Annotated in this window: 11 protein-coding genes; 6 read left to right on the top strand and 5 right to left on the bottom strand. The window is 65.7% G+C overall.

The genetic code is table 11. From position 1 onward, the window contains the following. Window positions 1–142: 142 nt before the first annotated feature. Entirely contained in the window at window positions 143–406 is a 264-nt protein-coding gene (gene fliQ, locus ACESMO_RS07825; protein WP_372707601.1) for a flagellar biosynthesis protein FliQ, read from the bottom strand. A 157-nt stretch (window positions 407–563) separates the two neighbouring features. Between fliQ and ACESMO_RS07830 the strand changes: the two genes are divergently transcribed. The 3 genes from ACESMO_RS07830 to ACESMO_RS07840 all read left to right on the top strand — a co-directional run bounded on the left by ACESMO_RS07830 (window position 564) and on the right by ACESMO_RS07840 (window position 2,868). Then, window positions 564–1,859: a M20/M25/M40 family metallo-hydrolase gene (locus ACESMO_RS07830; protein ID WP_372707602.1), complete on the top strand. Its 1,296-nt coding sequence runs from the start codon at window positions 564–566 to the stop codon at window positions 1,857–1,859. 57 nt (window positions 1,860–1,916) lie between these two features. Beyond that, a complete protein-coding gene (gene folE / locus ACESMO_RS07835) occupies window positions 1,917–2,492 on the top strand; it encodes a GTP cyclohydrolase I FolE (RefSeq protein WP_372707603.1) in 576 nt (191 codons plus the stop codon). Window positions 2,493–2,715: 223 nt separating this feature from the next. Next, window positions 2,716–2,868: a hypothetical protein gene (locus ACESMO_RS07840; RefSeq protein ID WP_372707604.1), complete on the top strand. Its 153-nt coding sequence runs from the start codon at window positions 2,716–2,718 to the stop codon at window positions 2,866–2,868. Window positions 2,869–2,878: 10 nt separating this feature from the next. Here ACESMO_RS07840 and ACESMO_RS07845 read toward each other — a convergent pair whose 3' ends face one another. From ACESMO_RS07845 to ACESMO_RS07855, 3 genes are read right to left on the bottom strand one after another with little or no spacing between them, the layout of a single operon-like run. Next, window positions 2,879–3,178, bottom strand: a complete 300-nt coding sequence (locus ACESMO_RS07845) for a flagellar hook-basal body complex protein FliE (RefSeq protein ID WP_372707605.1) — start codon at window positions 3,176–3,178, stop codon at window positions 2,879–2,881. A 9-nt stretch (window positions 3,179–3,187) separates the two neighbouring features. Then, entirely contained in the window at window positions 3,188–3,574 is a 387-nt protein-coding gene (gene flgC, locus ACESMO_RS07850; RefSeq protein WP_372707609.1) for a flagellar basal body rod protein FlgC, read from the bottom strand. Window positions 3,575–3,624: 50 nt separating this feature from the next. After that, window positions 3,625–4,032 (bottom strand): flagellar basal body protein, encoded by a 408-nt coding sequence (locus ACESMO_RS07855; protein WP_372707606.1) that lies wholly within the window; start codon window positions 4,030–4,032, stop codon window positions 3,625–3,627. Window positions 4,033–4,180: 148 nt separating this feature from the next. Between ACESMO_RS07855 and ACESMO_RS07860 the strand changes: the two genes are divergently transcribed. The 3 genes from ACESMO_RS07860 to ACESMO_RS07870 all read left to right on the top strand — a co-directional run bounded on the left by ACESMO_RS07860 (window position 4,181) and on the right by ACESMO_RS07870 (window position 5,728). Beyond that, complete coding sequence (locus tag ACESMO_RS07860; RefSeq protein WP_372707607.1) at window positions 4,181–4,462, top strand: FliO/MopB family protein; 282 nt, start codon at window positions 4,181–4,183, stop codon at window positions 4,460–4,462. Window positions 4,463–4,521: 59 nt separating this feature from the next. Further along, on the top strand, window positions 4,522–5,331 hold the full coding sequence (gene fliP / locus ACESMO_RS07865; protein WP_372707610.1) for a flagellar type III secretion system pore protein FliP: 810 nt from the start codon (window positions 4,522–4,524) through the stop codon (window positions 5,329–5,331). A 118-nt stretch (window positions 5,332–5,449) separates the two neighbouring features. Then, window positions 5,450–5,728 (top strand): HU family DNA-binding protein, encoded by a 279-nt coding sequence (locus ACESMO_RS07870; RefSeq protein ID WP_298162342.1) that lies wholly within the window; start codon window positions 5,450–5,452, stop codon window positions 5,726–5,728. Window positions 5,729–5,757: 29 nt separating this feature from the next. On the opposite strand, the gene ACESMO_RS07875 is transcribed toward ACESMO_RS07870, so the two are convergent. Further along, window positions 5,758–6,092, bottom strand: a 335-nt coding sequence (locus tag ACESMO_RS07875) for a hypothetical protein (protein ID WP_372707608.1), incomplete at its 5' end; no start/stop codon positions are given.

Consider the following 6,092-nt stretch of genomic DNA (forward strand, 5'->3'; position numbering starts at 1 on the left):
GCGACAGCGGGAAATATGGCTTGATCCGACGCATCTGCTTGTCCGTCAGCCAAAACAGATCACTCATGACAGGCTCCTCCTGCCACCAGTGAATCAGATCGCCACGACCGTGTGAATCCCTTTAATGGGTCCTGAGCCTAGATCACATGCCGGCGATGCGCGACGTGATGGTGCGCATGAAACTGCCCAGCAGCGAGCCCATCAGCGGCAGGAAGAGCAGCAGGGAAATGAAGATGGCGATGATCTTGGGCGCATAGATCAGGGTCTGTTCCTGGATCTGGGTCAAGGCCTGGAACAGGCCGATGACGACGCCGACGACCAAGCCGACGATCAGGATCGGGGCGCAGAGCTGGATGGTCAGCCAGATGGCGTCGCGCCCGATATCCAGAACTTCGCCGCCGTTCATTCCACGCTTCCACTGCCCGAGGTGCTTTGCGCCCGATCACTGGGCAAGGAATGCCGGGTGCGTGGTTAACGAGGAGTTAGGAAAGGTGCGACTGCCTTCCGACTTTACTCGCAGGCGTCGATGGATGACGGTTAAACCGGTCTTCCCGGGAGTTAGAATGCGTTTGATCCTAGCCGTCGTCATGGCCATGGGCCTCGCCGCGCCCGCCCTGGCGCAGACCAGCGAAGCCGAGCGGACGATGATGCGGACGGTCGCGGCCGAGCATGACCGCCACATCGCCCTGCTGGAGCGGCTGGTGAACGTCAACTCCGGCACCCTGAACCTGGCCGGTGTGCGGGTCGTCGGCGACATGGTCCGGGCCGAACTGGAGCCGCTTGGGTTCCAGGTCCGCTGGGTCGACATGACCGAAACCGGGCGCGCCGGGCATTTGATCGCCACGCATCCGGGGCGCGGTCGCAACGTCCTGCTGATCGGCCATCTGGACACGGTGTTCGAGGTCGATAGCCCGTTCCAGACCTTTGCTCGCGACGAGTCGAGGGCCACCGGGCCGGGCATCGGCGACGACAAGGGCGGTGTGGTCGTGATCATCGCGGCGATGCGGGCGATGCAGGCGGCGGGGACGCTGGCCGAAGCGAGTGTGACCATCATCCTGACCGGCGACGAGGAGCGACCGGGCGTGCCGCTGGCGATCTCGCGGCGCGACCTGATCGAGGCGGGCCGGATCGCCGACTACGCACTGGAGTTCGAGAACCTGATCGTCAGTGAGGGCCAGGACATGGGCACCGTCGCGAGGCGCAGTTCGTCCAGCTGGACCCTGACCACCGGCGGGCGCACCGGACATTCCCAAGGCATCTTCAACGCGACGCTGGGCTATGGCGCGATCTATGAGATGGCGCGCATCCTCGACGCATTCCGGCGAGAGCTGCCGGAGCCGAACCTGACCTACAACGTCGGCGTCATCGCGGGCGGAACTCCCGCAGCGATCGACGACCAGGGCTTCGCCGTGACCGCGTCCGGCAAGACCAACATCGTGGCCGAAACCGCCCTCGCGCGCGGCGACCTGCGGACCCTGACGCCCGAACAGGACGCGCGGGTGCGCCAGCGGATGGCGGCCATTGTCGACCAGCACCTGCCGCAGACCCGGGCCGACCTGGTCTTCGCCGAAGACGCCTATCCGCCGATGGCGCCGACCGAGGGCAATCGCGCCCTCTTGGCCCGGCTGAACGCGGTCAACCGCGATCTGGGCCTGCCCGGGATGGGCGAGCTGGACCCGGCCCGACGCGGTGCGGCGGACAGCGGCTTCGTCGCCGGGGACGTCGATACGCTGGGCGGGCTGGGCTTCGCAGGCGGCAACACCCACGCCGACGGCGAATGGGTCGATCTGGACAGTCTGGTGCGCCAGTCGCAGCGCGCGGCGGTTCTGATCAGCCGGTTGAGCCTGACAGGCTCTTGACGCCCGGCCGGGATCAGGCGGCTGGAACCCGGCGACGCTTCGCGGTCTAAGGAGGGCATGACCTCCAGCACCGTTTCCCAGACGCAAGCCGAAGCCGCCGTCCGCACCCTGATCGAATGGGCCGGGGACGACCCCGATCGCGAGGGCCTGCTGGACACGCCGGCGCGGGTGGCGCGCAGTTATCGCGAGCTGTTCTCGGGCTACGAGGTCGAACCACGCGCCTATCTGGAGCGGACCTTTGAGGAGGTCGGCGGCTATGATCAATTGGTCGTACTGAAAGACATCCGCTTCGTCAGCTTCTGCGAGCACCACATGCTGCCGGTCGTCGGGGTGGCGCACGTCGGCTATCTGCCCACGGACCGCGTGGTCGGCATCTCGAAGCTGGCGCGGGTGGTGCGCGGTTATGCGCGGCGGCTCCAGATCCAGGAAAAGATGACGGCCGAGATCGCGCGGACCATCGAAGAGGTGCTGAGGCCACACGGCGTAGGCGTGGTCATCGAGGCGGAACATAGCTGCATGACGATACGCGGCGTGGACGCGCCGGGCACCCGCCTGACCACCAGCGCGCTGCTTGGCGTCGTGCGCGACGACGCCCGGACGCGCGAGGAATTCCTGAGGCTGGCGCGGGGCTGATCAGAACAGCCGGGTCAGCGCCACAGGTGGGCTGACGATCTGTCCCATATCCTCCAGCCAGCGCAGCGACAGGCAGATGCCGAGCGCGGTCCAGCCGATGGCCAGGCGGGTGCCTGCCCCAAGGCTGGCTGAGCTTCAAAAAAGCGCGGTACGGATGCGCCTGCACCAAATACTGACGGTCTGGCTGTAATTTCAGCTTCTGTATCAAGTGCTTACGAATGAATTGCGGCGGAATCGATCCCACTCCTTCGTCTTCGCCTTCCTGTTCCACTACACCGTGGACACGCCGATTCAGAACCGGATCAGGGGCTGGGTGAAGGGCAAGAGCAGTCGCTCCGACACTGCGACCCAGCCGGTGGTTTCGCTGGAAGGCTGAACGCCACCGATCAGATCGGCATCCGCATGATTTCCTGATAGGCTTGGATCACCTGATCCCGCACGGCCATTACGGTTTCCAGCGAGGCCTCGGCCGAGGCGACGGCGGTGACGACGTCGATCAGGCTGCCCTGCCCCTGGACGGCCGAGGCCATCTGGGTCTCGGCTGCCTTGGAGGTCTGGGTCATGTCGCCCAAGACGCTGGTCAGCATCTCGGCGAAGCCGGCCTGGCCGACGCCCGCGGCGGGGGCCGACGGCATCTCCGTGCCCTGGATCGCCGAATAGGCGCGCGCCGCCGCCAAGGGGTTCATGCGTCAGTCCTATTTCTTCAGCAGATCGAGGGTACGGGCGTCCATCGAACGGGCCGTCTCGATGACGTTGAGGTTGGCTTCGTAGGCGCGCTGGGCCTCGCGCATGTCCATGGCTTCGATCAGGGTGTCGACGTTGGGACGCAGCACATAGCCCTCGGCGTTGGCGGCCGGATGGGACGGATCGTATTCGCTGCGGAAATTGCCCATGTCAGGCCGGACCTGGGCCAGGGTGACGCCGGTGGCGCCGTCGATCTCGCGGGCCTGAAAAACGGGGATCTGGCGGCGATAAGGCTGACCGCCCGCGACTGGCGAGGTCGACTGGGCGTTGGCGATGTTCTCGGCGATCACGCGCATGCGGGACTGCTGCGCCTTCAGGGCGCTGGCTGCCACGGCCATGGCGCTGTTGCGCGGCGGGACGGCGTCGGTCATCGGCTATTCCCTGTCTGTCATCGGCCGGGCGGCCGGGCCGCCATGCGCAGCATCTGCATGGACTTCTGGTAGAAGCCGATGGCGGCGTCATAGGCCATGCGGCTCTCGGCCATCTTGAGCATCTGCTCCTCGACCACGACCGAATTGCCGTCCAGCGTGGTCTCCGAGTCAGGGGCCGACCTGCTTTCTAAGCGAGTGACCGGGCCCTGCGGCGCGATGTGCATAGCGCTGGTCGTCACCATGCGGAGCCCACCTCCGCCCGAGCGCATCGCGGCGGCGAAGTCGCTCGGCTGCTTCACGTCACGGCTGGCGTAGCCGGGCGTGTCGGCGTTGGCGACATTCTCGGCGATGACGCGCTGGCGCTCGCCCAGCCAGGACAGGCGGCCCTTGATCTGGCCCAGCAGCGGCAGGTCGGTGATGCCCACGGAACAGGCTCCGGGCGCGGATCGCCCCTTCAAGATGGGCAGAAACTGCCGCCTGTATGGTTAACGGGGCGTTATCTCAACAGAGCGTTAACCATGATCGTCGAAGTCTGACGCGCCGGAGCACGACGTCCGGCGGGGCCGCTGACGCATGAATTTCATTGACCTGCTGCGGGCGTTGTTCGCCCTGGCCTTCACTCTCGGCATAATCGGCCTGGCCGCCTGGGCCGCGCGCCGCTACGCGCCGCAACTGCTGGCCAAGCTGAGCGCCGAACGCGGCGAGCGGCGGATGCAGGTGGTCGAGACCCTGGTTCTGGACCCTGCCCGTCGGCTGGTGCTGGTCAAGATCGACGACGAGGAGCGGCTGCTGATTCTCGGCGAAGGCCGCGAACTGATCGGGCCGCGCGGATCCGACGCAGGGGCAGGCTCGTGAGGTGCCAGTCTTCTCCCTCATCCACCCCCACCCCGACGTCTTCCCGGGAGAGGCCGAAGCTGTTCGGCCTCCCCAACCGCTCCGAGCTGAAGCGGGCGGCGGTGCTGTCGCTGATCACCACGGGCCTGTGCCTGCTGTGGCCTTTGGGCGCGCTGGCTCAGGACCTGGCGACAACCGGTGCTCCCGGGGCGGCGATCAACATCGATCTGGGCACGGGATCGGGCCTGACCGAACGGGTCGTGCAACTGGTCGGCCTGATGACCGTGTTGTCGCTGGCACCGTCGATCGTGATCATGACGACCAGCTTCGTGCGGATCGTCGTCGTGCTGTCGCTGCTGCGGACCGCGCTGGGCATGCAGCAGTCGCCACCCAACGCCGTTCTGGTGTCCCTCGCCCTGTTTCTGAGCGCCATCGTCATGGCTCCGACATGGCAGGACGCCTATGATTCGGGCATCCGACCGCTGCTGGATCAGCAGATGGAGCTGCCCCAGGCCTTCGATGCGGCATCGGAACCTGTGAAGACTTTCATGCTGGGTCAGGTGGACCAGGACGACCTCGAGTTGTTCGTCCGGCTGTCCAATCTGGAGACCCCCGCGGCGGGGGTCGATCTGCCCCTGCGAGTGGTCACGCCGGCCTTCATGATCAGCGAGTTGAAGACCGCCTTCGAAATCGGATTTCTCCTTTTCGTTCCGTTCTTTGTGATCGATCTGGTGGTCGCCAGCGTGCTCATGTCCATGGGTATGATGATGCTCCCGCCGGTGGTGATTTCCCTGCCCTTTAAACTGATCTTTTTCGTGCTCGTGGACGGTTGGAGACTGGTCGCCGGAAGCCTGGTCGAGAGCTTCCAGAGGGCGTCCGGCTCCGGATAGATCCCCACCCCGTGGGGGTTTCCGCACCAATGCGCTTGCCAAGTGCGATAAAAGCGGTCCTGATCCGTCCGTCATCGTCCCTGAATCAGGGCGAGCTTCAATCGGGAAACGACCCACAATGACCACTCAAGCCGAACTCATCGCCGCCGTCGCCAAGGACGCTGGTGTATCGCAAGCCGACGCTGGCCGCGTTCTGGAAGCCATCGTCAAGAACATCCATTCGTCTCTGACCGGCGGCGGCGACGTCCGCATCTCGAACCTCGGCGTGTTCGACACGGCCGCCCGCGCCGCCCGCGAAGGCCGCAACCCGGCCACCGGCGCGACCATCAAGATCGCCGCCTCCAAGGCGGTGCGCTTCCGCGTGTCGAAGCCGCTCAAGGATGCGGTCAACAAGTAAGACCTTTCTCACCCGCAGGGGGAGGAAGATCAGGAAGGACGGGCGGGAGTCGCTGGACGACCTCCGCCCGTCGTTTTTCTGAACTCGGCCTTCATCGACGAAATCCAGCCGGCGAAGGTGTCGGCCGAGCTGGCCAGGCCGGCGAAATCGCCCGTCTCCACGCCGCCGTCGTCCAGCGCGACCGACAGCGCAGACTTCGCCCGCGCGCCGGCGACGAACGGCCGGTTGTCCGCCGTCAGCGCCAATGAGACAGATTGAGGGTTCAGTTTAGAGGAGGGTTTTGGTCTCGTCGTAGTGACGAAGGAACGAAGATGAGACCAAAACCCTTGCCCTCGAAAGCGACGCCCGGCGAGCGGGTTGCGAA

Origin of the sequence: Brevundimonas sp., assembly GCF_041688735.1 — a bacterium.
Taxonomy (GTDB): Bacteria; Pseudomonadota; Alphaproteobacteria; order Caulobacterales; family Caulobacteraceae; genus Brevundimonas.

What these genes read in the sequence shown, in the direction of transcription:
- ACESMO_RS07870 (WP_298162342.1), top strand. Translation starts at nt 5,450, where the DNA reads ATGACCACTCAAGCCGAACTCATCGCCGCCGTCGCCAAGGACGCTGGT.
- ACESMO_RS07830 (WP_372707602.1), top strand. Translation starts at nt 564, where the DNA reads ATGCGTTTGATCCTAGCCGTCGTCATGGCCATGGGCCTCGCCGCGCCC.
- fliQ (WP_372707601.1), bottom strand. Translation starts at nt 406, where the DNA reads ATGAACGGCGGCGAAGTTCTGGATATCGGGCGCGACGCCATCTGGCTG.
- ACESMO_RS07860 (WP_372707607.1), top strand. Translation starts at nt 4,181, where the DNA reads ATGAATTTCATTGACCTGCTGCGGGCGTTGTTCGCCCTGGCCTTCACT.
- flgC (WP_372707609.1), bottom strand. Translation starts at nt 3,574, where the DNA reads ATGGCCGTGGCAGCCAGCGCCCTGAAGGCGCAGCAGTCCCGCATGCGC.
- ACESMO_RS07845 (WP_372707605.1), bottom strand. Translation starts at nt 3,178, where the DNA reads ATGAACCCCTTGGCGGCGGCGCGCGCCTATTCGGCGATCCAGGGCACG.
- folE (WP_372707603.1), top strand. Translation starts at nt 1,917, where the DNA reads ATGACCTCCAGCACCGTTTCCCAGACGCAAGCCGAAGCCGCCGTCCGC.